20 protein-coding genes are annotated in these 26,294 nt (G+C 47.3%); 7 read left to right on the top strand and 13 right to left on the bottom strand.

Annotated features, from left to right (window positions below):
* Positions 1-6: 6 nt before the first annotated feature.
* Complete coding sequence (locus tag AC5JR3_RS21150) at positions 7-1,038, bottom strand: fatty acid desaturase (RefSeq protein WP_495848547.1); 1,032 nt, start codon at positions 1,036-1,038, stop codon at positions 7-9.
* Between the two features lie 570 nt (positions 1,039-1,608).
* On the opposite strand from AC5JR3_RS21150, the gene AC5JR3_RS21145 reads away from it, so the two are divergent.
* The 3 genes from AC5JR3_RS21145 to AC5JR3_RS21135 all read left to right on the top strand — a co-directional run bounded on the left by AC5JR3_RS21145 (position 1,609) and on the right by AC5JR3_RS21135 (position 5,404).
* The gene (locus tag AC5JR3_RS21145) at positions 1,609-3,132 is read left to right on the top strand and encodes a SagB/ThcOx family dehydrogenase (RefSeq protein ID WP_495848546.1); all 1,524 of its coding nucleotides are present in this window, start codon (positions 1,609-1,611) and stop codon (positions 3,130-3,132) included.
* 196 nt (positions 3,133-3,328) lie between these two features.
* Positions 3,329-3,709: a response regulator gene (locus AC5JR3_RS21140; protein WP_495848545.1), complete on the top strand. Its 381-nt coding sequence runs from the start codon at positions 3,329-3,331 to the stop codon at positions 3,707-3,709.
* A 504-nt stretch (positions 3,710-4,213) separates the two neighbouring features.
* The gene (locus AC5JR3_RS21135) at positions 4,214-5,404 is read left to right on the top strand and encodes a glycosyltransferase family 4 protein (protein ID WP_495848544.1); all 1,191 of its coding nucleotides are present in this window, start codon (positions 4,214-4,216) and stop codon (positions 5,402-5,404) included.
* Positions 5,405-5,408: 4 nt separating this feature from the next.
* Here the strand turns inward: AC5JR3_RS21135 and AC5JR3_RS21130 are convergent, their stop codons facing one another.
* The 3 genes from AC5JR3_RS21130 to AC5JR3_RS21120 form a co-directional block, all read right to left on the bottom strand.
* Positions 5,409-6,083, bottom strand: a complete 675-nt coding sequence (locus AC5JR3_RS21130; protein ID WP_495848543.1) for a Uma2 family endonuclease — start codon at positions 6,081-6,083, stop codon at positions 5,409-5,411.
* A gap of 54 nt (positions 6,084-6,137) precedes the next feature.
* Positions 6,138-8,777, bottom strand: coding sequence for a TIGR03960 family B12-binding radical SAM protein (locus AC5JR3_RS21125; RefSeq protein WP_495848542.1), 2,640 nt, complete (start codon positions 8,775-8,777; stop codon positions 6,138-6,140).
* Positions 8,778-9,078: 301 nt separating this feature from the next.
* Positions 9,079-9,414 carry an STAS domain-containing protein gene (locus AC5JR3_RS21120; RefSeq protein ID WP_495848541.1) on the bottom strand — a complete coding sequence of 112 codons (336 nt, stop codon included), beginning with the start codon at positions 9,412-9,414 and terminating at the stop codon, positions 9,079-9,081.
* Positions 9,415-9,966: 552 nt separating this feature from the next.
* On the opposite strand from AC5JR3_RS21120, the gene AC5JR3_RS21115 reads away from it, so the two are divergent.
* Positions 9,967-10,164 carry a hypothetical protein gene (locus tag AC5JR3_RS21115; RefSeq protein ID WP_495848540.1) on the top strand — a complete coding sequence of 66 codons (198 nt, stop codon included), beginning with the start codon at positions 9,967-9,969 and terminating at the stop codon, positions 10,162-10,164.
* A 468-nt stretch (positions 10,165-10,632) separates the two neighbouring features.
* Positions 10,633-11,808, top strand: coding sequence for a pyridoxal phosphate-dependent aminotransferase (locus AC5JR3_RS21110; RefSeq protein WP_495848539.1), 1,176 nt, complete (start codon positions 10,633-10,635; stop codon positions 11,806-11,808).
* Here the strand turns inward: AC5JR3_RS21110 and AC5JR3_RS21105 are convergent.
* The 8 genes from AC5JR3_RS21105 to AC5JR3_RS21070 all read right to left on the bottom strand — a co-directional run bounded on the left by AC5JR3_RS21105 (position 11,796) and on the right by AC5JR3_RS21070 (position 21,421).
* Positions 11,796-12,116, bottom strand: coding sequence for a hypothetical protein (locus AC5JR3_RS21105; protein WP_495848538.1), 321 nt, complete (start codon positions 12,114-12,116; stop codon positions 11,796-11,798). The genes AC5JR3_RS21110 and AC5JR3_RS21105 overlap by 13 nt on opposite strands.
* A 184-nt stretch (positions 12,117-12,300) precedes the next feature.
* Positions 12,301-14,106, bottom strand: a complete 1,806-nt coding sequence (ltrA, locus tag AC5JR3_RS21100; RefSeq protein ID WP_495848537.1) for a group II intron reverse transcriptase/maturase — start codon at positions 14,104-14,106, stop codon at positions 12,301-12,303.
* An 813-nt stretch (positions 14,107-14,919) separates the two neighbouring features.
* Positions 14,920-15,771 carry an ABC transporter permease gene (locus tag AC5JR3_RS21095; RefSeq protein ID WP_495848536.1) on the bottom strand — a complete coding sequence of 284 codons (852 nt, stop codon included), beginning with the start codon at positions 15,769-15,771 and terminating at the stop codon, positions 14,920-14,922.
* Between the two features lie 140 nt (positions 15,772-15,911).
* Entirely contained in the window at positions 15,912-17,513 is a 1,602-nt protein-coding gene (locus AC5JR3_RS21090) for a tetratricopeptide repeat protein (RefSeq protein WP_495848535.1), read from the bottom strand.
* Between the two features lie 139 nt (positions 17,514-17,652).
* Complete coding sequence (locus tag AC5JR3_RS21085; protein ID WP_495848606.1) at positions 17,653-18,531, bottom strand: ABC transporter permease; 879 nt, start codon at positions 18,529-18,531, stop codon at positions 17,653-17,655.
* Positions 18,532-18,653: 122 nt separating this feature from the next.
* Positions 18,654-19,778: an ABC transporter substrate-binding protein gene (locus AC5JR3_RS21080; RefSeq protein ID WP_495848534.1), complete on the bottom strand. Its 1,125-nt coding sequence runs from the start codon at positions 19,776-19,778 to the stop codon at positions 18,654-18,656.
* Positions 19,779-19,879: 101 nt separating this feature from the next.
* On the bottom strand, positions 19,880-20,287 hold the full coding sequence (locus tag AC5JR3_RS21075) for a hypothetical protein (RefSeq protein WP_495848533.1): 408 nt from the start codon (positions 20,285-20,287) through the stop codon (positions 19,880-19,882).
* A gap of 9 nt (positions 20,288-20,296) precedes the next feature.
* The gene (locus AC5JR3_RS21070) at positions 20,297-21,421 is read right to left on the bottom strand and encodes an ABC transporter ATP-binding protein (RefSeq protein ID WP_495848532.1); all 1,125 of its coding nucleotides are present in this window, start codon (positions 21,419-21,421) and stop codon (positions 20,297-20,299) included.
* A 402-nt stretch (positions 21,422-21,823) separates the two neighbouring features.
* Between AC5JR3_RS21070 and mrdA the strand changes: the two genes are divergently transcribed.
* Both mrdA and AC5JR3_RS21060 read left to right on the top strand, forming a co-directional pair.
* A complete protein-coding gene (gene mrdA, locus AC5JR3_RS21065; RefSeq protein ID WP_495848531.1) occupies positions 21,824-23,629 on the top strand; it encodes a penicillin-binding protein 2 in 1,806 nt (601 codons plus the stop codon).
* A 1,203-nt stretch (positions 23,630-24,832) separates the two neighbouring features.
* A complete protein-coding gene (locus AC5JR3_RS21060; RefSeq protein WP_495848530.1) occupies positions 24,833-25,870 on the top strand; it encodes a class I fructose-bisphosphate aldolase in 1,038 nt (345 codons plus the stop codon).
* 99 nt (positions 25,871-25,969) lie between these two features.
* Here AC5JR3_RS21060 and AC5JR3_RS21055 read toward each other — a convergent pair whose 3' ends face one another.
* Positions 25,970-26,239 carry a hypothetical protein gene (locus tag AC5JR3_RS21055; protein WP_495848529.1) on the bottom strand — a complete coding sequence of 90 codons (270 nt, stop codon included), beginning with the start codon at positions 26,237-26,239 and terminating at the stop codon, positions 25,970-25,972.
* Positions 26,240-26,294 lie beyond the last annotated feature (55 nt).

The following is a 26,294-nucleotide window of genomic DNA, read 5'->3' as shown; positions in this document are numbered from 1 at the left end:
TCAGGACTAATCCTTAAAGGTTCGGTAGTAATTGTCAGCGTCGTATAAGTGACACTGATCGGTAATTTCCTTCATTAAAGACCAGGAAAACTGGCGCTCAATAATGTCTTCTCCCCAATTTTCTTTCAGACTTTGATGCGCTTTCCGCAGGTTGTACCAGGGAATTGCGGTGGAAAGGTGATGGGGAACGTGAACATTGATGTCGTGACAGAGGAATTCCACCCATCGAGGATAGTCGCAGTGAACAGTTCCATTGAGCTGGGCTTTTGCCTGATGCCAGCTATCGGCGGGGATAAAGGGAATATCAGGCGCGGTGTGGTGGACGATGGTAAAGGTACTCATCCAGAAGTGATACACCAACCAAGGTAGCAACCAGAATTTGACGAAGCCCCAAATACCCGTGGTGGCAATAAGAGTCGGAAACGCGATCGCCGCACCAATCAGCACTACAATCACAGACAATTTCACCTGCTGGCGCTCTTTGCCCTGAAATTGTGACCAGTTAAAGTGCCTCAGTGCCCAGTGACCGATCGAACCTACCCACCAAAACCGCCCCCGTGCCTGTTTATAGCTCCACTGCACCACACCGGGCAAACTGGCAAATTCCTCTGGTGTTAAAGGGTCCCAAGCATTATCCACCTCCAATTTATTGGTGTGCTTGTGGTGGTAATTGTGCAGAATGCGCCAGCTATGAAACGGATACATCAACGGCAGAAACATTACATGTCCTACTAGATCGTTGACCCACTTGCGATTAGCAAACGACCGATGACCGCAATCGTGACCAAGTACAAAAAACCCAGTCAGTGCCGTACCTATAAAAACCCAGATTAGGGGTAACAAAAACCAGGGAGAAACTGCCAGTCCCCAGTAGCCTAAGCCCACTAGTAAGACATTGATCGCAACTTTTAGCCAAGCTTTACGCGGATTTTTCTTAAAAACCTCTTGTGGCAATGTTTTCAAAATGTCTCTCAAACGCAAATCAGAATCGACTGAGAGAGCGGCCAGCGGTTGGGGCTTTGACGTTGATACTGTCATGAATAAGTAACTATTCTCCAATTTCTAGTCGTGCCGATAACTGACGTGAAGGCACATAAAAAACCTGCTAGCTACCAGTGATAGCAGGACAGACCAAGTGAGAAATTTGACTATGTACTTGTGCAGAATCCAGCTAGCTACAAGTAGCAATTACACTGCGATCATCAATAGCACTATATGTAACGAAGCCTTAACACTTATAGCATAGTCTTTCATAAATAGGTGCAAAAAATTTACTTCTTTGCCATTATCTATACCTAAAACCTGTTTTGAAATTCTACTAGTGATCGGGGCAATGGTCTTGTTTGCCCTACTAAAGTCTTTGTCAGGAGAGCCTTTCAGCCGATATAGCTTGTAGCAAGGCTTGCCCCTGCGGTTGCCGTTTCCGCAACCATTAGAAAGTATAGATTGAGACTAAGACATACTGGCAGCAATTTATAGTGAGGGCGCAACCCGTGAATTGCTCAACTCGTCTTGGCTGAGCGGTCAGGACTTATCTATCATTCGTGACAAGTAGGGAGCTAGGAATGTCAAGATAAAAAGGCTAGTCCGCAGCCGATTTAAATTGTCATGGCAGAACTGAAAGAATCAATTGCACAGCACTACCACGAGCGCACCAAGTACGAGCCTCAGACAATTACCTCCAAAAATAAGGTGCTGGATTGGAAGCAGCAACCCGTATCTTTCAAGGAGTATAAGCTGGGGAGGAGCTATGACCTCAAACCCTATCTGCAAGAGCAAGCCGGAACAGAAACTGATGCTTCTTATCGGACTTGGCAGAGGTTGTCACGGTTGCTGTTTTGCAGCTATGGCTTGACGGCGAGAATGTCCACGGTGACAGGCTCGTTTCTCTATCTTCGGTCGGCACCGTCGGCAGGGGGTTTGTATCCAGCAGAAGTTTATGTAGTTTCCCGTGGAACGCCTCAGTTACCCGCCGGACTTTATAACTACCAGGCTCTGACTCATTCTTTAGTGAATTTTTGGCAAGATGAGGTTTGGTCAGGGCTGCAAGGGGCATGTTTCCAGCATCCGATGCTAGAAAATACTGAACTGGCGATTGTGATCACGGCGGTATTCTATCGCTCAGCTTGGCGTTATGAAGACCGAGCTTATCGGCGAATTTTTCTGGATACAGGTCATCTGCTGGGTAATATTGAGCTTGCCTGTGCGATCCATGACTATCGCCCCCATTTGATTGGGGGGTTTGCCGATCAAGCGGTCAATCAGTTACTTTATTTGGAGCCAGAACAGGAAGGCGCGATCGCGGTCATTCCTTTAGCAGACTTGCTAGATGAGGAGCAATATTTGCCACCTGCTTCCACGGTCTTACCGTCTGCGACGCAAGCTGAGTATCCCCAGATTCCCGATGGAGAGCTGCTGGGTTACTTACACCGCGCCACCCAGATTACAGAACCTCAGGAATGGAAAGTAGAACTTACCGCCCCCAAGACACAATCGGACAAGTACAACTTTCCGTTTTGTGAGAAAATCTCGACTCAAACCGCACCAATTGAGTGGGGAAACCATCTGGAAGACCTGGAACAGACCCTGATCAAGCGACGTTCTACTCGTGCTTATAGTGGTGCCGACTTGACGTTAGCTGAACTCAAAGCTTTATTGGATTTTACCTACCAGCCCCAAAATTATGTTGAGCAGGCATTGGATGGTTCGCCCGATTACTTCAGTTTGAACTTAATCGAGACGTTTATTGCGGTTTCGGGAGTCACTGATTTAGACGAAGGGTGCTATTACTACGCCCCAAAAGCACAAGAACTGCGACAGATTCGCTTTAAGAATTTCCGGAAAGAATTACATTTTTTGTGTTTAGGACAAGAGCTAGGACGTGATGCAGGGGCGGTACTGTTCCATACCGCTGACTTGCAGTCAGCCGTGGCTCAATATGGCGATCGCGTCTACCGCTATCTCCATATGGATGCAGGTCATTTGGGACAACGATTGAACTTAGCCGCAATCCATCTTGGTATGGGTGTTAGTGGAATTGGTGGCTTTTTTGATAATCAAGTCAATGAAGTTCTCGGCATTCCCGCTGATGAAGCCGTTTTGTACATCACTACTCTAGGTCGCCCGCGATAGTCATTCAGACGGTGAGGGAGAGCCTTATTTAAAGCTTCAATGAAATTTAGAAATGTCAATAGAACTTTTACGGAAAACCTCCTCCCAATGAGAGAAAATGGGGAGAACTGGGTAAGCTGCATCCTATAGAGTCATTACAATCGAGGTACACTGCATTTCCTCGCCCACTTTTTCCCTCAGTATTCAGGTGAAATTTATGCGTACAGTTTTAGTAGTGGAAGATAGTCTCACTCAGCGAGAGATCATGTCAGAGCTTCTGAAAAGCAGTGGACTGAATGTAAGTGCGGCTTGTGATGGCGTTGAAGCACTGGACAAAATTCAGAGAAATTGCCCTGATCTCATTGTTTTGGATATTATTCTGCCCCGGATGAACGGCTACGAACTCTGCCGTCGGATTAAGTCAGACCCTAAAACTCAGCATGTGGTCGTCGTGATGTGTTCCGGCAAAAAAGAAGAATTTGACCGTTACTGGGGCATCAAGCAAGGTGCTGATGCCTATATTTGCAAACCCTTTAAGCCCCATGAACTCATCGACACAGTTCAGCACTTTTTAAAAAGCGTTGTTGGCAATGTTTAGACAAGCTTTAGTCATTACTCACTACTGAGCAGTTCGCCCGTCGCCCGGTTCTTGACGTGCCTAACACTCAATTATTGGTTCTACGCTGAAAAAACTGTCTGCTCAGGGGAATTACCCCGATGAGAATTTGAGAAATACTTGATTCAGTCTCGCTCCTGATGAATCCCGTCACGATAGACGGGAGATGAAAGGCGATTAAAGGTAGGAGTTCGCCGCCCTTGCTTTTAACATAAGAGTGTATATGAGCTAATTAGTAAATATTCTTGTGATGTTGGCGACATGATCTTCAGAGAAGATCTGGACTATTCCACAATGGCTAAGGGAATGTTTGGGGATCACAGGCTTGAGGCGGGGTTCGGAATCTAGGCAAGTGTCGAAATCTCGCCAGAGAAGAACCAGGAAAAGCTAGCCCCGTGAGGTTGGATGCCCTCGTCACAATCTTTGATTTGACGGGGGAGGATGTCACTTTATAGATTTGTGTGAAGCTAAGGGGATGGGTGAAGCGTGAAAATTCTCGTACTTGCCTGGGAGTTTCCCCCCCGGATTGTGGGAGGAATTGCTCGCCATGTCGCTGAATTATATCCAGAGATTGTCAAACTAGGGCACGAAGTCCACTTAATTACAGTGGAGTTTGGGGAAGCGCCGCTCTATGAGAGGGTAGAAGGCGTTCATATTCATCGGGTACAAGTGGCACCCAGTCAGGACTTTTTCCACTGGATTGTGAACCTGAACGAAAGTATGGGGTGTCATGGCGGCAAGTTAATTTTAGAGGAGGGGCAGTTTGATCTGATTCATGCCCATGATTGGCTGGTAGGAGATGCCGCTATTGCCCTGAAGCACAACTTCAAATTACCCCTAATTACAACGATCCACGCTACAGAATTTGGTCGCTACAACGGAATTCATACGGATACTCATCACTACATTTGCGGGAAAGAAAAACTTATTGCCTTTGATGCTTGGCGAGTTATTGTCTGTAGCGACTACATGCGGCGGGAGGTAGAACGCGCTTTAGAGACGCCGTGGGACAAAATGGATGTCATCTACAACGGTATTCGCCCGGAAAAGAAACGACGCGTTCCTGAGTTCGATCATCAAACTTTCCGCCGTCGCTTTGCCGATGATGGCGAAAAGATTGTCTACTATGTGGGGCGCATGACCTATGAAAAGGGCGTCTCTGTGTTGCTCAATGCTGCGCCCAAAATACTTAGGGAAATGCACGACTACGCCAAGTTTGTGATTATCGGTGGCGGGAATACCGATCATCTAAGGCGTCAAGCCTGGGATTTAGGAATTGGGCACAAATGCTACTTTACGGGCTTTATGTCTGACGTGGATCTGGATCGGTTTCAAACGGTTGCTGACTGTGCTGTTTTTCCCAGTCTTTACGAACCGTTTGGTATCGTTGCCTTAGAAAGTTTTGCGGCTCGCGTACCCGTCGTCGTTTCTAATGCAGGTGGCTTACCAGAAGTCGTGCGTCACACCAAGACGGGAATTGTGACTGATGCCAATAACCCAGATTCTCTGGCTTGGGGAATCCTGGAGGTTTTGAAGAATACAGGCTATGCCCAATGGTTGATTGATAATGCCTACGAAGACTTAGAACGCCGCTTTAGTTGGGTAAAGATTGCTAAGCAGACTGAGGGTGTTTATGGTCGAGTTTTATATGAGCGATCGCAAGTCGCTTGGTTCTAGGTCTTTACAACTGTTCCGGATCAATTCCTTTTGCTCGCAGTTGCTCTAGCAAGGCTTGATAGCGCTGTTGTGCCTGTTCCAAATGGGAAATCGCCTCCTCTGCACGCTGATCTAATTCAACAGGGGTGAGGAACCGTCGCCCATCAGGACGATAAATTTCCAGGGTGTCTGCTTGCAGCTCAAACCTGATTCCGAGTCGGGGACTGACCCAACCATTCATCTCCTCAATCACGATTAAGCGTTCTTCACAGCGCAGCCAGCCTAATAAATCCACTCTGTCGGGGTCATAGATGTAATATTCTTCAACCCCGTAGCGGTCATAAAACTGAAGTTTCTTTGCCATTTCTTTGAGGCGGTTTCCAGGAGATAAAATTTCAAACACGACTTGGGGAGCAATGTTGTCTTCTTCCCACTGCTTATAAGAACCCCTATCTCCTTTTGGTCTACCAAAGACAGCCATCGCATCAGGTGCTTGGCGAATCTTGTTATTTCCTGCGACGGGATACCAGAGTAGATCCCCGGCGACAAAAACATTCGGGTCAGAGGCAAATAAGATTTCTAAATTTTCCTTAATGATGACAATCCAACGAAATTGCTTAGTGTTGTCTGCCATTGGCTGACCATCGCTGTCGGGGTAAATAATATCTGATGTGGTTTCAGGGGGCAGTTGTCGTACCATCGGTGCGTTCCCTCCACTGGAGTCTGTTGATATTAATGAATCGCGATCGCCTTATTACTCCGCCAAAATCATTTGACAGCGGTGGCTGTGCAACAACTCCATCTCCTGCTGGCTCACCGACTCCAACAGATAGACCAGATGCTCCGGACGCAGCAGCGTCCCATCGTTGCGACAACTCCCCACATACCGCAAAACCACAGAAAATCCCTCCTCTGGGTGTTCTCTGCGCTGCTGGAGTTCGCTAAGCTCCAACTCAAAGAGTCGCTCCCGCAAATTCACCTGTCGCTTCTTACCCGACTTCGTCGTTTGCTCCTGCCAAATTTCCTGACTGGCTTTAATTTCCTCTACCCAACCTTCCCATAGCGATCGCCAGTTTTGAGTTGAAAATTCCGCCTCATTGACAGCAACTGTAACCAAATACTCCGCCCGTTCCAAAAGCTGAGTTGCCGCCGCCGCCTTTAAGTCCACCTCCTCTACTCGGTAAACCGGAATATCACCGGGTAACTGAGCGGCTAGGCGTTCCTGAAAACTTCCCGCATCCATCGACTCTGTCAGTTCAAAGTCCACAATCTCACCGCTACTAGTTGCCCCCAACGGCAGCGCGTTGGCAATCATAATTCTAGGACTAGGGTGAAAACCACCACTAAAAGTAACGGGTAAAGCTGCACGTCGCACCGCCCGATCAAATAGCCGCGCCAAGTCTAAATGACCAACTAGCGCCATATCACCCTGCTTGCCAAAGCAGGCTCGCAGCCGCTGCACTTTTGTTGTGTTTGGCGTGAAGTGCCCCTGAAACGAGGGAATCGGCAGCGGCTGAATCACCACATTGTGACCAAAGTCTGTGCCGCAAATCCCGCAGTGGGAACAGCCTTCAAAGGAGCAATCCGGTACCGTTGCGGCTTCTAAAGCCCGTTGCAAATCCTCAATCAACCATTGTTTGTCGATTCCGGTATCAATATGATCCCAAGGCAACGGTTCATGAAGTGAGTCCTGAGTCCGAGTCAGTGAGTCCGAGTCGGTGAGTCCTTCCATCACATTCCATTCACCGTTTTCCACCTTCCGGTACTTCCACGTTAAATCTGATGCGGCTATTGCCTCTCCCCAAGCTGCAAATGCCTGCTCCAAATTTTCCCACCAGGAATCCATTCCCGCCCCCATCTCCCAGGCGCGACGCACAACCGCACCCAAGCGTCTGTCTCCCCGTCCCACAAAGTCTTCCATTGCTGAAATGCGGACATCGGTGTAGTTCACCTTCACGCCCTTCATCCGCCGGAATGCTTGCCGCAGCAACTCTTGCTTGCGCTTAAATTCTGTTGTAGAAACGGAATGCCACTGGAAGGGAGTATGGGGCTTCGGCGTAAAGTTGGAAATCGTCAGGTTAATGTTGAGACGTCTTCTCCCTGATGCTCGACACTCCTGCTGCAACCACGCCACCGTTTCTGCAATGCCCAGAACATCCACATCCGTTTCTCCGGGCAAGCCAATCATGAAATACAGCTTGACTTTATCCCAGCCCTGCTCAAACGCCGTCTTGACGCCTCTGAGTAGTTCTGCGTTCGTCAGCCCCTTGTTGACGATGTCCCGCATTCGTTGCGTTCCCGCTTCTGGGGCAAAGGTCAAACCGCCTTGGCGCGTTCCCCCAAGGATATTGGCAATATTTTCATCAAAACGGTCTACCCGCTGACTGGGAAGAGATAGGGTAATATTTTCATCTTTGAGGCGATTTTTGATTTCCATTCCGACGGTGGGTAGAGCCAGGTAGTCGGAACAGCTTAGGGATAGAAGAGAAAACTCGTTGTATCCCGTTGCTCGCATCCCGTCCTCAATCGCCTCTATCACTTGCTCCGGTTCCACATCCCGTGCCGGACGAGTCAGCATTCCGGGCTGACAGAAGCGGCAACCGCGCGTACAACCGCGCCGCACCTCAATGGTTAGTCGGTCGTGGACGGTTTCGACGTAGGGGACTAAACCAATGGAGTAAGCAGGCATCGGCGTGGCAACTCGCCGTAAAATCCGCTTGGGGACATCGGGGCGCAGGGGATGGACAGAGCCATCGTCTGCCATTTGATAAAATTGCGGTACGTAGACGCCGGGTATTTGTGCCAAATCTAGCAGCAAGGCTTCTCGGCTGATCCCGCTATCTTTTCCTTCTTCTAGAACTAAGCCAATTTCTGGGAGCAGTTCTTCCCCATCTCCCAAGGCAACGAAATCAAAAAAATCCGCGTAGGGTTCGGGGTTAGAGGTGGCAGTCTGTCCCCCCGCAAAGATCAGCGGGTAGTCGCTTTCGGCGCGTTCTTGCCAGGTTAGGGGAATGCCTGCTAAATCCAACATTTCTAAGATGTTGGTTGCTCCCAGTTCGTAGCTGAGGCTAAAGCCTAGAATGTCAAAGTCGGTGAGCGATCGCTTATTTTCAACCGCAAATAAAGGCGTCTGGGTTTCTCGCAGCTTCTTGGCTAAGTCTAGGGCAGGTAAGTAAGCGCGATCGCACAGTTGCCGAGGCTGTGCATTCAAGATGTTGTAGAGAATAATATGCCCCAGGTTAGATGCGCCAACCTCGTACACTTCAGGATAAGTTAAAACCCAGCGGACTTTTGCGGTATCCCAGGGTTTGTGTACGGCATTTAGCTCATTACCTAGATAACGAGCGGGTCGTGATACATCTGCTGTCAGTAAGCGTGTAGCTGAAACTGCCACGGGGCTTCACCTCACCGATAAGGTTACTTAGGACTATAGCTTTCGCACTCCTAATCTTAACGGACTTTCCTACGCGGCACTAATTCCCCAGAGCGATCGCTTACCACTACGGACGCTTGACTTGTCTTTTAGTCCTTAGTATCCGGTAGGAACTCCGGACAAGCAAGGACAGACTTTGCCCATCGCCAGGTTGTCACCAAACCCCTTTTGAGAGCAGGTAATAGCCTTGTTGTCGGCTATTACCTCGATCATCTCCATCGTTTTCACCTCACCCGTATTTAATCAGAGGCTTCGCTTCCCTTTAAGACAAAGAGGCTTCAAACGCTGCACGATTTTCAAAAATTTCAAATACCTCGTCTAGCTGCGTCAGCTCAAAAATAATCCGAATTGAGGGAGTGATCGAGCAAAGGGTAAAACGTCGATTGAGGCGTTGAGCGATGTGTAACGCCGAAACCAATGCCATCAGTCCTGCACTGTCTAGAGACTCAACTTGCTGCATATCAACCAACAAAACAGAATGCTCACCTGAGGCGACAGCTTTTGCCAGTTGGTCTTGAAATTCAGAGGCATTGGCGGCATTGACATGGCCTGAAGGCTCAATAACCGTCATTTGGAAATCAACAAGTGTACTCAACATGGTTCTACTTCCTCGACTGGTAATCAAAATCTGAGAATAATGTATAAAACATAGTCCGTATTTTCTCGGAGACACAGTCTCTAGGTCAGGTTTTGCCAAATCTTTATAAAATCCTCTACTTTTTTTAAAGTTTTCAGGAATTTTTGGGGTTCAGTAGGCGATTGTATTGTGCACTACTTTGTTTTTCAATGGAGATACAGAAGTATTGTCTCTCCCTGGTTGATAATCAACAACCTGAAGATACTATCCAATCCTTCACCTTTAAATATTGTTTACTTCTTCCTTTGGGTAGAGGTTTGTCTATACTAAAGAAGTGGAAGCCCGCCATAGCAAGCAGGTTAAGCCGTTTCAGCTATGGCATTAATATTTTAAAAGTGTCAATCTACCCGAAGTTAGAGTTGTAATTAAGCAAAGTTTAGGCGGTAGTTGAGCAGATCTGAAAACTTCTGCACTAAGCAGTGACTTGGATCACTTGATTATGAGATGTAGATCGCACGAACTAGTCAGAATTCAGCAGAAAATTCTGAATATAGAGTTCTACCGAGTAATCTTGTGAAAACTACAACATATGTCATTCGGCAACTGGTAGAAAAAGCCCTTTATATCAGAAAACTTACCCCCGATATAGAGAACGAAATCAACTACGAACTAACTCGATTGGGTCATATTTCTGACGTAGATTACGAAGCCCTTGAACTACTGATGTCAGAAATGGATGCTGGTCGGATTCAGTTAGTTGCTAGCCCTTAATTCAATTTAGTTGCAGAATTAAATTTCTCCCCAGGTTCGCGCCGGAATTCTGCTCCTCGTCTGGATATCATGTTCTTTTGTTTGGGTGGTACCGCTGAAAAAAGTTAGCTCCGGGAAAAACAAGTAATCATCCTGTGCGATCGCGACTTGATCTAAGAGTTCGATGGAGATGTTACTTTTTATCGACCTTGGAACACCCAACCTATGATGAATATTAATCAGCAGTCTATCTATAAAACTAAAAATAGTAACTGACCGGGGTAGTCATCAATTTTTACGGCGACTCTTGATGATGTAGGTTTATCCCCAGTTTATATATTTATTTTTAGCTCTAGTAATTTTACTTAGTCATAAATTCGACATCGCACAACGGCTATCGGTATCGGTGCTACATAGAATTCACCGCAAAGAGCGGTAGACTGTCCTATGGTTCGCCCCACTTGCTCACCGAGTTGTTGTTAAGTCGCCATGCAGTTTGCCAGACGTTTAGAGAAAATACCTCCTTATCTGTTTGCCGAGATTAACCGCAAGCGTAGTGAGCTAGTTGCCAAAGGGGTTGACATTATCAATATGGGAGTGGGAGATCCCGATTGCCCCACACCCGATCGCATCCTGAAGGCGATGCACGAGGCAATAGATGACCCCTCGACCCACAATTATCCTCCCTACCAAGGAACTAGAGATTATCGGTCATCGGCGGCTGAGTGGATGGCGCATCGCTTCGGCGTCACGGGCTTAGATCCAGACAAGGAAGTCGTTTCTTCCATTGGCTCAAAAGAAGCCATTCATAACACCTTTTTAGCCTTCGTAGAACCAGGGGACTATACCTTAATTCCTGAGCCTGGTTATCCTGTATATCGCACTTCAACGTTCTTTGCCGGGGGCGAACCCTACGTCATGCCCCTGAAAGCGGAAAATGATTTTTTGCCCAATCTCAAAGTGATTCCCGAAGCAGTGGCTCAGAAGGCAAAGCTACTGTGGATTAACTACCCCAACAACCCTACAGGGACTGTGGCAACGTTAGAGTTTTTTGAAGAATTGGTGGATTACTGCCGCCGCTACGATATTTTGTTGTGCCATGACCACGCCTACTCAGAAATGGCGTATGACGGGTATAAGCCGCCGAGCGTTCTACAGGTTCCTGGGGCGAAGGACGTGGCAATTGAGTTTCATAGCTTGTCCAAATCCTACAATATGACCGGGTGGCGCGTCGGTTTTGTCGTTGGTAATGCCCTAGGGATTCAGGGACTAAGACAAGTGAAAACCAATGTCGATACTGGGATATTTAAGGCAATTCAACGAGCGGCGATCGCGGCTTTGGAAACTACCACAGAAGAACTGCAAGACGTAATCTCAGTTTACCAACGCCGTAGAGACATCATTGTGGAAGGGCTGAAATCTCTCGGTTGGTCGATTGCACCCCCAAGAGCAACCCTGTACGTCTGGGCACCTGTGCCTAAAGGTTACACCTCCACTGAGTTTGTAACACTGTTGATGGAAAAATGCGGCATTATCGTGCCACCTGGTAACGGCTACGGTGCAGCCGGAGAAGGCTTCTTTCGCATTGCCCTCACTGTACCAGAGGAACAGATGCACGCCGCAATTCAACGCATGAAAGACGCCGGAATTCGTTATGAAGCCTGAAACTCACTTTTGTAGGCTTGCCAAACCTGCTGGATAAAACAGTTAAATTGCTGACGGGCAATCTGGAAACTTTCTGGTTCTCTGTCAGCGGTTTCTAGCTGCACCAAAAGTGGAATCACTTCCGTATCGAGGGCAGGTCGAAACAAACTTACAGGCCAAAGTAAATCCGCACCCTGGCGTAAATCATACACAATTGGGCGATCGCTTTCTGAGGGAGCCACTAAAGTCTCACTCAACAGCAACGGACGTACCCAACAAATTTGCCGCTTTGTTGCCACCTGTACGACTTCGGCATATAAACAGCTCATCTCATGTTCTAAACAAACAATCTGATGCGGTTGAAAAACAGAAATTGAAGGGATGAAAGCCTGCTCCACTCTCAAAAACTACCTAGATAGATTAAACTCAGCGAGACTGTCGCCAGTCCCGCTGGTCTTCAAAACCGTGCTTGCGGATTTCTCTGCACACGGCTCCTCAATGATTTGGTGCTTGTCATACACACCTCATTGCCCATTTCCCTTCTACCTTCTCAAGTTTTCTGGGGGGCTTAGGTTCGGCACTGTTCCAGCCGTATTTTATACCCAGACTGCCATCGCTGGCTGTCTTCGTATCGTGGCAATGTCTGTGTAGAAGTTCCAAGTTATCATAAGAATCCTTCCCACCTTTCGATTTGGGGATTCGATGGTCTACTTCCATCACGTCTTCCTCGCGGAAGTGCAATCCACAGATGGCGCATTTCCCCTTTTGCCTTTTCAGAAGTATTGCTACTTTTGTAGGTAGTTCGGGACTTTCGCCTTTTCTTTTACTCCAGTAGACCAGGTTACCGTCGTATGGTGACGATTCGCCTTTAACTTTCACATGACGAACTATGGGAGTATCGGCATGTTTTAGTAACCGAAGTGGGTTTGTTCCCTCCTTCATGGTTGCGAATACCCAGTTAGCGTCGCCTATGGTCTGCCAATACTTTTTGACCAAATACCCCATTGTTTTATTATGGTGGCGGCGTTTTGCCCAAGCTCGGAGCTTGTAGTACATAAGTTTATCAAGTTCTGCGTAAGTTACCTTGCTTACTACAGTTGCATAGTAATTAGACCAACCCCTGATTATTGGGTTCAAGTGTTTGATTAGCGCGTATTGTGGCGCGGACTTGTGGTTGCTAATTGTTTTTGCAATTTTGTCGTAATGTACCTTTACCTTTTCCTTACTTGGGGTGATGATGGTCTTGAAGCCAAGTAGTTGTCTTTGTGTGTTTTTACCAGAGTGGTATTTTCCTACAGGGAATTGGCGTATGTTGAAGCCTAGGAAATCAAATCCCGGATTCTCATTTTCCACCTGGTTAAGGGTGTGAGCCAATCTGGTCTTACTTGGTTTCAATTCCAGACCCATGTCTTTTAACCAGTCATCTGTGATAGCCTGACATTCTTGGACTACGGTTATGTCTTTGTGGAGAATCACAAAGTCATCGGCATATCGGATTAGACTTACGCTGTTCTGTCTATTTTTCTTGTTTTTATCAAGATATTTCAGAGAACCAACGTATTCTTTTATCCGTTGTTCCATCCCGTGGAGGGCAATGTTAGCGAGGAGTGGAGAAATGACGCCACCCTGCGGTGTACCCTCGAATGTGGGAAACAGCTCTTTGCCATCCATCACTCCCGATTTTAACCAGGACTTTATTTGTCGTCTCATGGTCGGGAATGTATTTAGTTTTAGGAGCAGTTTCTCCTGGTTGATGCGGTCGAAACACTTGGCGATATCGGCGTCAAGCACATATTTGGCTTTGTACCGAATTGAGTCAAATATTGCGGAAACCGCATCATGACATGATCTACCTGGTCTGAACCCATAGCTATTAGGTTCAAATCGCGCTTCCCATTCTGGCTCTAGAGCCAGTTTGACTAACGCTTGCAAGGTGCGGTCTTTCATTGTAGGTATTCCTAAGGGTCGCTTTTCATCCCTTCCCGGTTTCTCAATCCATACTCTCCGGGTGGGGCTAGCCTTAGTCCCCAGGTGTAATTTAGATACAAGGTCAAGACGTTGCTTTGGGGTCAGGCTTTTCAGCCCATCCACTCCCGCCGTCTTTTTCCCTTTGTTGTCCTGGGTTACTCTACGAACCGCTAAAGCCCTTGCTGACCAAGACTTCATCAACATCTTTTGGAGTTTGTGAAGTGCTTTGATATCGCTACGTTGAGAGGCTCGATAGATTCGCTTTTGGAGCTTGTACACTCGACGCTCTAGCTTTCGCCAGTTAATCAAGCGCCATTCCGCCGTAGTCTTGGTTATCCTCGTTTTGGACATTTCTGCTCTGACTCCTGACTCTATCATCCAAATCATCGTGTGAACGTCAGCTTATCCAGGGAATTACCCCTGACATTTGCTTCTTTCACAATCTCTCCTACCTGTTGTATACGGTTAGCACCTGCTCTCATTCTTCGACCTATGAGAGAACAAACGGGAGGTTACTTCGTTCCGAAAGACCATGTTGTGTACCTTTAGAGTGATACTCTTCGCCGGGTTTCTGGGAAGTGCTTGTTGGTCGCATAATCAAACGCCAACTCCATATCCTTAACCTTTTGGTTCCAGCCTCTCAGCCTTATTTGGCTGGTTTGGAGTAACGACGATTCAAGCGTATCTTCAAGCCAAAGCTTTACTCATGGGTACTTTGCTCGATGGGCACCGAATTAGGCTTCCAGTGTTGCCACCTTTTCACCCCGCTTCAGGCGTTGATGGCTAGTCTCGAACCTGGGGGTGATGCTGTCACTCCTGCACCTGGAGGGTAGGTTTTTCACCTACATGGTCATTCAGTTGTCTTGGTTCTGTTGGCTTGTGCCTCAGTTTCCAAGCCTGCCATCCTTAGGCGTTTTCACCTATTTCGGCAGAACGAATCGCACGGTTATTTCTCCATTGTACGAAGCCATGTTGCAAAGCAACCGGAAGCCGGGGAGCCGGGGAGCAGGGGTGCAGGGGTGCAGGGGTGCAGGGGAGCAGGGGAGATGAAAATTGACAACGATTAGCCATCACTCCAATCGCCTAATAATTTCATACTTCATCCTTCACCCTTCATCCTTCATACTTCACCCTTCATACTTTCTTCCCACTCAGGACTCAGGACTACTTAAACCGTTGCTGTTCGCCTTTGTAGCGGATGGTTTCTGCAATGAAGGCAACGGCTCCGGAAGCCAAAATTAACATCACGCTGAGGGCATTGATGTCGGGTTTGACACCTGTGCGAATCCGGCTGAAGATTTCCATTGGTAAAGTATTGGCTCCCGCCCCGGCTGTGAAGCTGGCGATCAAAAAGTCGTCCATGCTGAGGACAAAGGCTAATAGGCAACCCGCGATAACTGCTGGCATCAATTCTGGCAGTAAGACCTTAATAAAAGCTTGTGTGGGGGTGGCTCCCAAGTCGAGGGCGGCTTCTTCTAAGTGAGGGTCAAGTCCAGAAAGCCGAGAGGCAACGACAATCGCCACATAGGATAAACAGAACACGGTATGAGCGGCAACAATTGTCCATACGCTTAAGGGTAAGCTGATCACCGCCAGGAATACTAATGTGGCAACAGCGATCGCAATATCAGGAATAATCAACGGTAGGTAGGAAACTCCGCGATACAGATTTTTCCCTGGAAAGCGATAACGCGCTAATCCCACCGCCATTAAAGTTCCCAGTACAGCGGAAATTGCTACTGCTACCACTGCGACGGTGAGGCTATCTTGTAACGCCCGAAGAATCCGCACATCCTGAAAGAGCCGGACATACCATTTCAGGGAAAATCCTTCCCAACCCGCACTGTAGGCAGATTCATTAAAGCTATAAAACGTCAGTACCAGAATCGGTAGGTACATATAGAAGAACATCAGCAGGGAAAAAAGCGCCTGCCAGGAGAATTGGGGCTTATCCTGGGATTTCGATAACATATCGATGGTTATGTCCTCCTCTTGATGTTTCAACTGACCTGTCATCAAGTCGTACCTAAACTAAGTGCCGCAAAGTGTAATCTTACTCCGGGAATGTTCGCTAGCTTAACTTTTCCGAGTGATAAATTAAAGCCAGTGTTGTCACAGCTTCAGCAAGCATTGCCGATTGAGATCTAGGTAAAAGTCTATGGAACCAACTGCTTGAAACGCTCATCTTCGCAAATTGCGGCAAAGATTGGATCTGTTTTGACACCTTCTCGGCATGTTGGCTCAAGGTCGATTGCCCACTGAAGATTTTTTACGGCTAGCTCAACGTTACCTTGCAAGGCATAACAGCAAGCTTTGCCATACCACCCAATGAAGTGATCAGTTTGGATTTGAATCGCTTTGTCGCAAGCAACGAGGGCGTCTTCGTATACTTTTAATTTTGCTAGCACTATACCTCGTAAACCCCAACCGTTACTGGTTTCTGGTTGGAGTCGTATTACTTGATCTGAGCAGATGAGTGCTTCTGCACACCGTTCGAGTTCCGCCAAGGCAGAACCTCGAAGAAACCATACTTCAGCTAAGTCAGGCTTAACCGCAATGACTCGATCGAAGGAAGCCAATGCTTCTTCATAACGCTTTAATTGGAATAAAGTTAATCCTTGGGTGTATATAGCTTCAAACCAATCAGGTTTGATTTGAAGGGCTTGGTTAAAGGACGCCAGCGCATCTTCGTAGCGTTGTAAGTCTCTGAGTACAAGACCTCGGTTATACCAAGCTTCAACTATATCGGGTTTGATTTGAATGGCTCGATCGTAGGAAGCGATCGCTTCTTCTTGGCGTTGTAATTGAAGTAGAATATTTCCTTTTGAATACCAAGCATCCGCAGGACTCACATTTCCCCAGTTACCGCTTGATTGAGTTGCGTACTCATAGGAGGTAATTGCTTCTTCGTAGCGTTGTAACTCAGATAGTGCGATGCCTCGGTTGTACCAACCTATAGCATAGTTAGCATTGAGCTGAACGGCTTGATTGTAAGAAGCGATCGCCTCTTCATAACGCTGTGATTGAAGTAGAGCATCTCCTCTGAAATGCCAAGCATCCGTAGGACTTCTATTGCCCCAGTCACCGTTTGATTGAATTGCGTACTCATAGGAAGTAATTGCTTCTTCGTAGCGCTGTAACTGAGCTAGTGCAATGCCTCGGATGTACCAACCTATAGCATAGTTAGCATCGAGCTGAACGGCTTGAGTGAAGCAAGAAAGCGCTTCTTCATACTGCTGAGATTTTAGAAATTCATTGCCAGCGTCAAACCAATCATAATGATCAGTTTGTGGAGCTGGGGCTTGATAGGAAGATGCTCTATGAGAAGAGTAGGACTGAGTAGTAGTGGGTTGGTAGGAACCGCCTGAATATTGACTCCTACTGGCAGCAGGTTGAGAATAACCGCTTACGGAGAACAAAATCCCAAATAAAACATCAGGATCAATGAGCGGTTCTTTACCGTAGAAATGGTAATGATTACTTTGGGTTACTCGTAAAACGATCCTATCCTGATAAACAATGGCTGGCGGCTCTTGACAGAAAGGGTTATAAGGGCTACGAATTCCAAATTGACCGCCATATTGCCCAAATTGATTTTTTATGCTAAAACTTCCCCAAGAGTCGCCATATTGCCCTCTGGGATTGCAAATCGAATCTTGATGTTTCTGATTGCTCGAAACTAGTCCCAAATAATTACCATCCGCAGCTATCAAAACTGCATTGCCGTTGATAGATAAGATAAATTCCTGGATGTTCATCTGCCTAGGGATGGATATGACGGATCGCCCAGGATCTTAGCTCAACAAAACAGGCAGTGTGGTTGATTGAGATTACACACAGTAGAGAATTCTCTTAAAACTAGTCGGGTACAGCAGCGCCTTTGACTTTCCTGGCTACTTACTTTTGGGCGCTTGTGTCGCCGTATTTGAGCAAAAGCGCGATCGCTATACTCACAGCAAAAATCAACACCATACTCAACGCTGAACCAAACCCCCAGTTCTGTAATAGTAAAAACTGGTTATAAATCAAACGCGCCATTGTCATACTCGACGAACCTCCTAGTAATTCAGGATCGACAAAATCTCCTAAACCACTGATGAATACTAGTAAAGACCCCGCTGCAATTCCGGGCATCGATTGCGGTACTGTCACTTTCCAAAAGGTTTGAATCGGGTTGGCTCCCAAATCAGCCGAGGCTTCAAGAAGACGGCGGTCTAGCTTTTCTAAAGAAGCGTAAAGAATCAACACCATGTAGGGCAAAAAGCTATACGCCATTCCAATTAAAACGGCAGGCTCACTATAGAGTAACTGCAACGTCGGTAAGCCAATACTAGCCAAGAGGCTGTTGAGTACTCCAGTTGGTCGCAAGATAGTAATCCAAGCGTAGGAACGCAGCAGTGAAGAAGTCCACAAGGGCAAAATGAACCCCAGCAACAGAAGATTGCGCCAACGCTTTGGTGCTATCTGAGCGATCCAGTAGGCGACGGGAAAGGCTAGCAGCAGGCAAATGATGGTACTACCAACTGCAAAAGTAAGCGATCGCCTGATTACCCATAAATTAATTCCTTCAAACACCCGGAGATAGTTCTCCAGTCCCGAAGGATTTACTACTTGCCCTGGTTTGATATTCGGCACCAAACTTAGCTCGAAAATCACCAACGTCGGCAGCACCAGCAGCAAAATCAACCAAATTCCCGCTGGCCCTAGAAAGACCAAAGGCTCCAGCCAACTCAGCCGAGGATGTCTTTTATTAACCAGCACAGGTGGCTCGGCAATGCTATCAGTTGCAGCAGGATTGGGTAAGCCAGGAGGAGTAAGTTGGGTAGACACAATTTACCAATAGTCAGTGGTTAGTGGTTATGAATCTTGTAATGTTTCACCCTTGATCTTGTCTTGATTTAGCTACTAGTCAACTGCGTCCAATAGCGCTCATACAATTGAAGCGCCTCGTCAATTGGCACAATGCTTTGGCAATTTTCTAGGGCAGATTCTGGAGGAAAGAGACTGGGATTGTTTTTAACTTCCGGGGGTAACAGATTGAAGGCAACTTCGTTAGGAGTCGCAAAACTTAAGCGCTGGCAAATTTGAGCGGCAACATCGGGCTGTAACATAAAGTTCATCCAGGCATAGGCTCCTTCAAGATTGGGAGCGGTTTGGGGAATTACAAGGGTGTCCCTCCAGAGGGAAGAACCACTGTTAGGAAGTACGTATTGCAAATTCTCCGATTCTTCCATCACTTCATTGGCATCGGAGGAGTAGCACATGGCGACAAACAAGTCCCCGCTTAGTACCTGGGGTCGCCAAGCATCTGAGGTGAAGGAAGCGATCGCGCTTTTCAATTGGGTTAGCTTTTCGTATGCCTGTTTAATGTGTTGGGGATCGGTAGTGTTATACGAGTACCCCAGCATTTTTAATGTTGCTCCCATTACCTCGCGAAAGTCATTCAACAACGTCATTCGTTTGGAAAGTTGCTGTTGATTGTTCCAAAGGTAATTCCAATCTTCAGGGGGGAGTTGTAGTTTTTGGGTGTTGTAGATTAACCCGGTTGTACCCCAACTCACAGGGATGCTGTGCTTGTTCTCTGGGTCATATTTCGGATCGAGGAACCGAGGAAATAGCCGATCCATCCCCGTAATGCGGGAATAATCAAGTACTGTTAACATCCCCAAGTCCACCATCTTCTGCACCATGTAGTCAGAGGGATAAATGATGCTGTAAGGCCCCCCACCACCTGCTTGAATCCGCGCTAGCATCGCCTCATTGGAGTCAAAGACATCCGCGATCACCCTGATTCCCGTTTCTTTGCGAAAGCGCTCCAGCAAATCGCGGTCGGTGTAGCCAGACCAGGTGTAGATATATAGCTCATCTGAGGAACCGCTGCTGCTAGCGGCTGGTCGCACGTTTGCTAGCGTCCAGCCACACCCAGACAACGCCAGCCCAGAGAGTGCAGCCGTTGTCGCTGTTTTTAAGAACTGACGTCGAGTTGAACGTCTATAGAATGAGCGATGAGCAGTTGGAGGCACGGTTAGTTAGAGATAGGGAATTAAGTATGAAGGATGAAGTAGGTTAGCGCAGTTTTTTGTAGTCCAGGATGAGATTTAAAGGAAAAAAAAGACTAATAACTTCAACAGTATCGTACTGATTGTTCGAGAGGGAGCACTTCCCCTGTTTCGGCGTCTGTATTGTGGCAGGCAAACATGGTAGTAGGAGGAAGTTTCTCAAAGCTCAAGTCGTCACCGTGACGTTGAAGAATGTAGCCTCTTATTTCTTTAATGGGTAGCTGTGTCAGTTCGTCGATTTCTGAGGTGAGGGAGCGGAGAATCAGTGAGGCTACAGGTTCGCAGCCGTTGATTAGTTTTGCCATGAACAGGGCTTTGCTGGTGTGATGCTCGCCGTACTCTACCCACTGTCTATGGCGAGTCAGCTCGATCCCCAAGGACTCACCTTGCCCATTGAGAAAAGTAGCGATCGCCTGAGTATGGCAGTGAGATTCCAGCTCTTGCAAAAACTCCGTCAATCCTGGTAGAGGCATTTTAGGGCATTACTCCCCCAACGCGAGGCAATCGGTTGCTGCCCAATGGAGATAAACCGGAGTCTGGGGGTCGGGTAACTGCTTAGTACTGGGTTGTCTGATCATGATGCGATCGCCACTCAGCAACTCCACGACATAATGAACATGCGTCCCCAAGTACATCACATGCTTTAAGCGTCCTTCAAAGCAGTTCGTGGGTGAAGCCACTGGTTCTAGACTCAGATGAATTTTCTCCGGTCGCACGCTCACTACCAAATCCCGTGATGAGTTTGTGCTGGGCTTGTCTTGCGTCTGCACTACAATCTTCAAGCCTGTCTCTGTAATCACCTGCATTGAGGAGACATCCGCCGCCTCCACACGCCCCGAAAACAAATTAGTATCGCCAATAAAATCAGCCACAAACGGCGTCCGAGGGCGTTCGTAGATTTCCGTGGGAGAACCAATCTGCTCAATTTTCCCCGAACGCATCACCGCCATCCGATCGGACAGACTCAGCGCCTCTTCTTGGTCGTGAGTCACCATCACAAACGTCAGCCCTAGCTCTTGATGCAGCTTAGACAACTCCACCTGCATCTCTTTACGCAGCTTAAAGTCTAACGCCCCTAACGGTTCATCCAATAAGACCACGGCTGGACGGTTTACTAGCGCTCGTGCTAGGGCAACTCGTTGCTGCTGTCCCCCAGATAGCTGGGCGGGGAAGCGATTGGTATAAGTGTCCATTTGCACCAGACGGAGTGCGTCTTTGACCCGATTTTCTACCTCTGCTCCTGGCAATTTTTTCAGCCGTAGCCCAAAAGCGATGTTTTCCGATACGCTCAAGTGATTAAACAAGGCATAACTTTGAAACACTGTATTTACCGGGCGTTTGTAAGCCGGAGTATGATTCATCAACTGACCTTGAATTAGCACCTCCCCGGCTGAAGGCGTCTCAAACCCAGCAATCAGGCGAAGGGTTGTTGTTTTTCCACAGCCTGAAGGACCGAGAATACTGAAAAATTCTCCTGAGTGAATTTCTAGATCAACACCACGGACAGCGGTTTCGCCATTGAAGACTTTAAAAACTTTGCGAAGTTCAACATCAAGGGCAGTCGCTGTCTCCGGAGAACGTTGTTCTTTGAGAGGAGTTTGAGACATAGGGATGTACGTAAAAGGGCGGTGATAAAGATGTGCTGGCTGGCTCTATTTTGGCGAGTTTAGGACGCAAGATAACGAACTTTGATTTATTTTATCCGTCTTAAGACTGAGACTAAACCTCTGCCGACAGTAATATCTACACAGATAAAGAGATTGTCCATTCGGTGCTATGCTTTGAGGATTTGCAAGTTTTATCTTAAATTTGGTTAACTATTGATGTTCCTTGACCCGTTAGGCGATCGCTCATCAGTATTGGTCAAGGAATTGAAAGTTGAAAAGTTGTTCGCCGTAGGCGTTCCCAAAGGATCGGTAAAGAGCATAAAAGAAAACTTTCAAGCTCTCGTAACCTACAACCTGCCTTCAGACTACTGACAACGGATAACTGACCACTGACAAACACTTATGACTTTAGTTCGGCCTACTTCTACTTCTACTTCTATTGGACGTCAATCGACTAGCCGTAACGTTGGACGCCGTTACCAGTCGGTAGTTCTCATGCTCTTCGTCTCCATCTTTATGCTAGGGGGGATCGGTTCTCGTTTAGCTTATCTCCAGATTGCTCAGGGAGAACGGAACCGTCAACTTGCGGAAAATAACCGTATTCGTTTGATTCCCAAGCCGCCTGTACGGGGTAATATTTTTGACCGCAAAGGCAAGATTTTAGCCAGTAGCCGATTATCTCACTCCGTTTTTCTTTGGCCGATTGCTCGTAAACAGTCGGAATGGCCAGAAACCCTGGCGAATCTTTCGGAGATTTTAAAGATTCCTGAAGCCGAGATTCAGACTCGCCTAGAAAAAGCTGGCTACAACTCGCCTTCATTGATTCGCATTGCCCGTGGCATTAGTCCTGCCCAGATTACGGCTTTAGCGGAATATAACAACGAATTAATTGGGGTAGAGGTAGATATCGAAGCGGTGCGAGACTACCCCAACGGCGATTTAGGCGCTCACGTTCTCGGTTACACCGGAGAAATGAACGACGAAGAACTCGCCGAACACAAGGAGGAAGGCTATCGTCTCGGTGATTTTATTGGTCAAATGGGGATTGAAGAATCCTTTGAAAAACACCTTCGAGGCGAGTGGGGCGGTCAGCAGGTAGAAGTTGATGGCTCAGGTCGGGTTTTGCGGATTTTAGGAGAGAAAGAAGCAAAAGCGGGCAAGGACATGACTCTCACCCTTGATCTTGAGATTCAAAAAGCAGCAGAGGCGGCTTTAGGAAATCGCAAGGGCGCGATTGTGGTACTCGACCCCAACAATGGTGGGGTTTTGGCAATGGTGAGCCGTCCCACCTTTGACCCCAATATCTTCTCTACCCGTATTACCCCAGAAACCTGGAAACAACTCCAAGGACGAGGCAATCCCTTTGTTAATCGTGCTTTGCGAGGCTTTCCTCCTGCCAGTACCTTTAAAGCCGTTACAGCTACAGCAGGCATGGAATCTGGAAAATATCCTCCCAGTACGGTGCTACCAACATTTGCTTATCTGCGGGTCGGAGGAGTCTCTTTTGGAGAGTGGAACCGGGCAGGATTTGGCCCGATGGGATATGTCAGAGCAATGGCGATGAGTAGTAATACTTTCCATGGTCAAATCGGCAAAGGTGTTGGCGGGCCGACGCTGATTCAGTGGGCACGTCGCTATGGCTTTGGTCAAAAAACAGGAATTGAGCTATCAGAAGAATCCGCTGGGTTGGTTGCCGATAATGAATGGAAGCAGGCAAATTACAACTGGGAATGGACGGTTGGCGATACGGTCAATATGTCCATTGGTCAGGGATTTACCCAGGCAACTCCCTTACAAGTTGCAGTGATGTTTTCTGCGCCTGCTAATGGCGGTTATCGCGTCAAGCCTCACCTTTTAAAGGACAACGAAGGCTCGAAAACCTGGAAAGAATCTCTCAACCTCAAGCCCCAAACTCTACAAACTCTGCGAAACGGTATGCGAGCGGTGGTTTCCAGTGGGACAGGGAAAATCTTATCGGTTGAACACCTGCCCCCTGTTGCGGGTAAGAGCGGAACGGCAGAGGCTCCTCCCGGTCAACCTCATGCCTGGTTTGGAGGTTATGCGCCAGCGGATAAGCCGGAGATTGTCGTTGTGGCATTTGCCGAGCACTCCGGTGGTGGCGGTAGTTCCGTCGCTGCCCCAATGGTGCGTCAAATAATGGAGGCTTACTTCAAAAAGTCCGCAAAGACCGCTCAGCCTAAGAAGTAATTAATTGGGGATTGGGCAAAGAGTCTAGAGTTGGGATTGATTTTGAGCAGGACTGACGAACTTTTTGGTCATCGGCTAGGAATCAACCCACTTTAGGGCGGCAGTCCCATTCCCCGCTCTCTTCATATCAGCCATCCCTATTTGTTCAACTACGATTGCACTAGCCTACTGAAAGTTCTTGCCCTAATTAATTGGAGAGGTTAGAGGCATATTTCCCTTTGACCTCAGTTACGCTTATACAAGTTTTGTTTAGTTATGAAAACATTCAGGAACTTTCTTTGATATTTAAGGAGAATTAAAAGCGTAAGGGTACAAAGAGCGATCGCCTCAATGCTATACCTCTTACCTTAGCTTTCAGGGAGAACTTTCATGCTAAATCAGCATTCCTGTCCCTTCTGTTCTTACACTTTAATGTCTCACGTCCGCTCAGGAAAACCTTACTGGTTTTGTCTTCACTGTCACACAGAAATACCCTATGGAGTTCGTAATAACATCGTTGAACAGGTTTTAAATCAAGCAGCACAGGGAAGAAAAGAAAAACTTGTCTGCACTCCGATTCAAGACCTTGTTTACCGCCAACAAATGGAAAATTCTTTTAATTAGCAGTAGAAATTCCGGAGTATTGGCTCGTTATCCGACTTTTTAATACTTAAGAAGTCAATGCATCCTGGCAGAAGATTTTGCAACGTCAACTAGAAGGGTTTCTGTAAAGATTTACGCGATCGCTGTTCTAGTTGTCTAGAGGTCTCAGTTCTACCAGGATGCTCTACACCATTTCTGATTTTATTTAACCAAATCTTAATAAATAATTCACAACCATTGAGGGATGTTTTAGGAGGAGGGAAAAAGTAAGCTGAGTAGCAGCCTTTGCTTAAATCAGATGAATTGGGCGTTGAAATACACTTCCGATATCGGTTTGGCTCAACTGAGCTAGAGTGAGGAACTTTCAGCTATTGCGATCGCCAGTTAACTCAGCAACCTAGATTGTTAGCAATAGCTTGTGCTCTTAAAGGTGTAAGCGCTTCACTCGTTAGGCTAATTGCTGAAGAACAAAATTACTCCCTCAGGGATTAAAGGCTTTGTCAGCATCGAATGTTCCCCGCATTCGTGCTGAAAGCTGATTTGACAGTTAACAAAATTGTTGCAAATTTATAGCAATAAGCTCAGAAATTTAAAGCAGAAAATTACAGAGGTATTAACCACATGAGTCAATATACACAAGAACTCCAAGCCACCGCCAAAGCTATGATGGCTGACAATAAAGGGGTTTTGGCAATGGATGAGAGTAATGGCACTTGTAATAAGCGATTTCAACAAAGAGGAATTCCAACAACGGAAGAAAAGCGGCGTGCTTATCGAGAGTTACTAGTGACAATCCCTAATCTGAATGAGTATGTCAGTGGGGCAATTTTGTATGACGAGACAATCCGCCAGTCTACAAAAGACGGCGTTCCTTTCCCTAAACTGATGCAGAGTAACGGCATGATTCCCGGTATCAAGGTAGATGCAGGGGCGAAAGAGTTAGCCGGACACCCAAACGAGAAGGTAACGGAAGGACTGGATGGATTGCGCGATCGCATTGCTGAATACTACAAAATGGGAGCGCGTTTTGCGAAGTGGCGGGCAGTGATTACAATTGGGGACGGTATTCCCAGCCGAGCCTGCATAGAATCCAACGCTCACGCCTTGGCTCGCTACGCGGCACTTTGCCAAGAAGGCGGCTTAGTTCCCATCGTTGAACCGGAAGTCTTGATCGATGGAAATCATACAATTGAGCGTTGCTATGAAGTAACGGAACAAACCCTAATTGCCGTCTTCGATCAACTACATCTGCAAAACGTTGCTTTAGATCAAATGATTCTGAAGCCCAGCATGGTGGTTTCTGGCAAGGATTGCCCCCAGCAAGCTAGTGTGGAAGAAGTGGCAGACGCCACCATAAAGTGCTTGCTCGACTGCGTTCCCGCTTCCGTTCCAGGTATTGCCTTCCTTTCCGGTGGTCAGAGTATGGAGCGTTCCTCCGCCCATCTAAACGCGATGAATGCCAAGTATAAGCAACTGCCTTGGCGCGTTACGTTCTCCTACGCCCGTGCTATCCAGCAACCCGCGCTAGACAACTGGAAGGGCGAGGATGCGAATGTGGAGAAATCTCAAAAACTGTCTCTGCACCGTGCCAAGTGCAACAGTGCTGCCAGCATGGGACAGTACAGCGAAGAGATGGAGAAGCAGCCAGCAATGGTGTAATTGAGTTTACGAGAGCGAATATAAATTCGTCTTTGAGCGATCGCGTTTTTTATTACCTCTATCGGTAAGGGAAGGAAGAGGGCGATCGCTCTTTTTTGCTTACTTCTTTTTCTTCTTTTGAGGTTTTCCCTGATCGCTGGGCACAATGTTTGCTTCAGTTAATGAGGGCGGGTTGAGAGTTTGGGCGGGTGGTGAGGTCGTTGTCTCAACTGAGGGCGAACTGATTGCATTAATTGGAGGACTAGGAACATTTGCTGGCTTCAAGGCGATTACCAAACCTGTTATCGCTGTGATTACGCCAGCGGCTGCCGTAAACATCCCCGGAATCGTTTGCCACCAAGGCTGGTGGGGTTGTGGTTCTTCAGACATCAGTCACTCTCCTTATTTTCCTCTTCCTGATCCGGCTAGTGCCGAAACTTTCTAG

The sequence above is a fragment of the Kastovskya adunca genome (assembly GCF_059505785.1).
Note: the sequence above shows the minus strand (reverse complement) of the source record. Positions and strands in the feature narration are given on the sequence as shown.

What these genes read in the sequence shown, in the direction of transcription:
- AC5JR3_RS21110 (WP_495848539.1), top strand. Translation starts at nt 10,633, where the DNA reads ATGCAGTTTGCCAGACGTTTAGAGAAAATACCTCCTTATCTGTTTGCC.
- AC5JR3_RS21095 (WP_495848536.1), bottom strand. Translation starts at nt 15,771, where the DNA reads ATGACAGGTCAGTTGAAACATCAAGAGGAGGACATAACCATCGATATG.
- AC5JR3_RS21075 (WP_495848533.1), bottom strand. Translation starts at nt 20,287, where the DNA reads ATGCCTCTACCAGGATTGACGGAGTTTTTGCAAGAGCTGGAATCTCAC.
- AC5JR3_RS21130 (WP_495848543.1), bottom strand. Translation starts at nt 6,083, where the DNA reads ATGGTACGACAACTGCCCCCTGAAACCACATCAGATATTATTTACCCC.
- AC5JR3_RS21090 (WP_495848535.1), bottom strand. Translation starts at nt 17,513, where the DNA reads ATGAACATCCAGGAATTTATCTTATCTATCAACGGCAATGCAGTTTTG.
- AC5JR3_RS21055 (WP_495848529.1), bottom strand. Translation starts at nt 26,239, where the DNA reads ATGTCTGAAGAACCACAACCCCACCAGCCTTGGTGGCAAACGATTCCG.
- AC5JR3_RS21145 (WP_495848546.1), top strand. Translation starts at nt 1,609, where the DNA reads ATGGCAGAACTGAAAGAATCAATTGCACAGCACTACCACGAGCGCACC.
- AC5JR3_RS21060 (WP_495848530.1), top strand. Translation starts at nt 24,833, where the DNA reads ATGAGTCAATATACACAAGAACTCCAAGCCACCGCCAAAGCTATGATG.
- AC5JR3_RS21140 (WP_495848545.1), top strand. Translation starts at nt 3,329, where the DNA reads ATGCGTACAGTTTTAGTAGTGGAAGATAGTCTCACTCAGCGAGAGATC.
- AC5JR3_RS21120 (WP_495848541.1), bottom strand. Translation starts at nt 9,414, where the DNA reads ATGTTGAGTACACTTGTTGATTTCCAAATGACGGTTATTGAGCCTTCA.
- AC5JR3_RS21105 (WP_495848538.1), bottom strand. Translation starts at nt 12,116, where the DNA reads ATGAGCTGTTTATATGCCGAAGTCGTACAGGTGGCAACAAAGCGGCAA.
- AC5JR3_RS21150 (WP_495848547.1), bottom strand. Translation starts at nt 1,038, where the DNA reads ATGACAGTATCAACGTCAAAGCCCCAACCGCTGGCCGCTCTCTCAGTC.
- mrdA (WP_495848531.1), top strand. Translation starts at nt 21,824, where the DNA reads ATGACTTTAGTTCGGCCTACTTCTACTTCTACTTCTATTGGACGTCAA.
- AC5JR3_RS21070 (WP_495848532.1), bottom strand. Translation starts at nt 21,421, where the DNA reads ATGTCTCAAACTCCTCTCAAAGAACAACGTTCTCCGGAGACAGCGACT.
- ltrA (WP_495848537.1), bottom strand. Translation starts at nt 14,106, where the DNA reads ATGTCCAAAACGAGGATAACCAAGACTACGGCGGAATGGCGCTTGATT.